The organism is Photobacterium pectinilyticum (assembly GCF_024357955.1).
Taxonomy (GTDB): Bacteria; Pseudomonadota; Gammaproteobacteria; order Enterobacterales; family Vibrionaceae; genus Photobacterium; species Photobacterium pectinilyticum.
The window spans coordinates 1-1,334 of the sequence record NZ_JANEYT010000181.1 but is presented as its reverse complement, the minus strand read 5'-3'; the positions used below and the strand labels follow the sequence as shown (position 1 = coordinate 1,334).

The 1,334-nt window shown below is 41.2% G+C and carries 1 protein-coding gene and 1 pseudogene; both read left to right on the top strand.

All coding sequences use genetic code 11. The features are described from left to right. Positions 1-385: 385 nt before the first annotated feature. Positions 386-607 (top strand): hypothetical protein, encoded by a 222-nt coding sequence (locus NHN17_RS25765; protein ID WP_255045524.1) that lies wholly within the window; start codon positions 386-388, stop codon positions 605-607. A gap of 572 nt (positions 608-1,179) precedes the next feature. Continuing rightward, positions 1,180-1,334: pseudogene (locus NHN17_RS26110) on the top strand (ISL3 family transposase); the annotation flags it as partial.

Sequence of the window (1,334 nt, the reverse complement as noted above, 5' to 3'; positions counted from 1 at the left end):
CTAATAGGAGCGGCATTTCCTCCCCTCCCTTCGCGCTTCGCGACTACGGAAGAGGTATCCATGCCGAAAATTTGATGAAAAAGTTTCTCCCATGAAGGTGACCTTATCTGGTGCAGCTTGCGTCACTTAGCATATTTCCATTAAATCATTTCTTTACGCTAGCCTAGCAGGCGGCATAATTGAAGCCATCAGCAACTTGGAAAACTAATGTTACAGAAGTTGTTAGGGTTAAGATTGGGCACACAGAGGCGGTACTCCAGTTGTTAATCGTTTCTGGACAAAGGCGCGTTACGTTCATCACCAGTAACATATCCCTGAATAAAGCCCATTTGCAAATGATGCAGCATAGTGCCACTCTACAAATTGATTAGATATGAGGTTGGTAATGATGCAAAGCCAAAATAAAGGGCAAAAGCAAATGCATACGGTCATTTATCCAGCAACTAAGGCTGATATAATAGACCTGAAAAAAGACTTCACGAAAGAGCTCAGCTCTCTTAAAAAAGAAGTCAACTATCTAAGAAAAGAGGTTAACTCTATTGTAATTATTGGTTATGTCGTACTATTAATCGTCTGGTTGGCTTTAATAAAATATATTCTCAGTTAATTACCCTCACAGCTCAGGGTAATGATGTGGTTATGTCACAAAGTTATGCCGAAGAACAATGCCTGCAGCCAGAATCAATGATTATGCATTGATTGCCTCTTCAAAACTTTAGCTACAACGTAACTAGGTCCGGTTGCGACCGCAATCTGAATTGAGGACTGTTTGGCAGTGTTTCAGTCGCTACAACTAAATACACTCAGGGCAACCAATGAGTGTGCCTGTATTAAAAGATCAGGTAACCAACAAGAAAACTGACGATAGCGATGGCCGCCATGTATAAGCCAGCATACTTGCTCTGCATGAAATCCATACCCTCTATTCCTTCTGACGTTCAAAACTAATGACAACACCAAAAATCAACAAGATGGAGAACCAGCAAAATATCAAACTTGTCCCTTTCATTCTGCAGGTGATGGCACTGACTTAAGTTTATAGCAAAACCAGGGTGTAAATTCCACCGTAGCGAAACAGCCTGTTGACCTAACTTTTTGGGCTCTTCTCCGCTTAGTTGAGTCGCTATAGATAGAGGTATTGTAATCAAGCTATTGATTTAAAATGCTTCTTTGTTCTAAATGTCAGTAATATACCTTGTCATCTTTATCTTCAAAGGCCAATGCGTCGAGTCTTTTTCTGTCGTAAAGGACTCTCATTCCGTGCTCGTGCGGTGTCGTCGAGATAGACGATTCAAGGTTAGAGAGCCTATAGCTGGAGCTTCTTGTACTGTTGA

What these genes read in the sequence shown, in the direction of transcription:
- NHN17_RS25765 (WP_255045524.1), top strand. Translation starts at nt 386, where the DNA reads ATGATGCAAAGCCAAAATAAAGGGCAAAAGCAAATGCATACGGTCATT.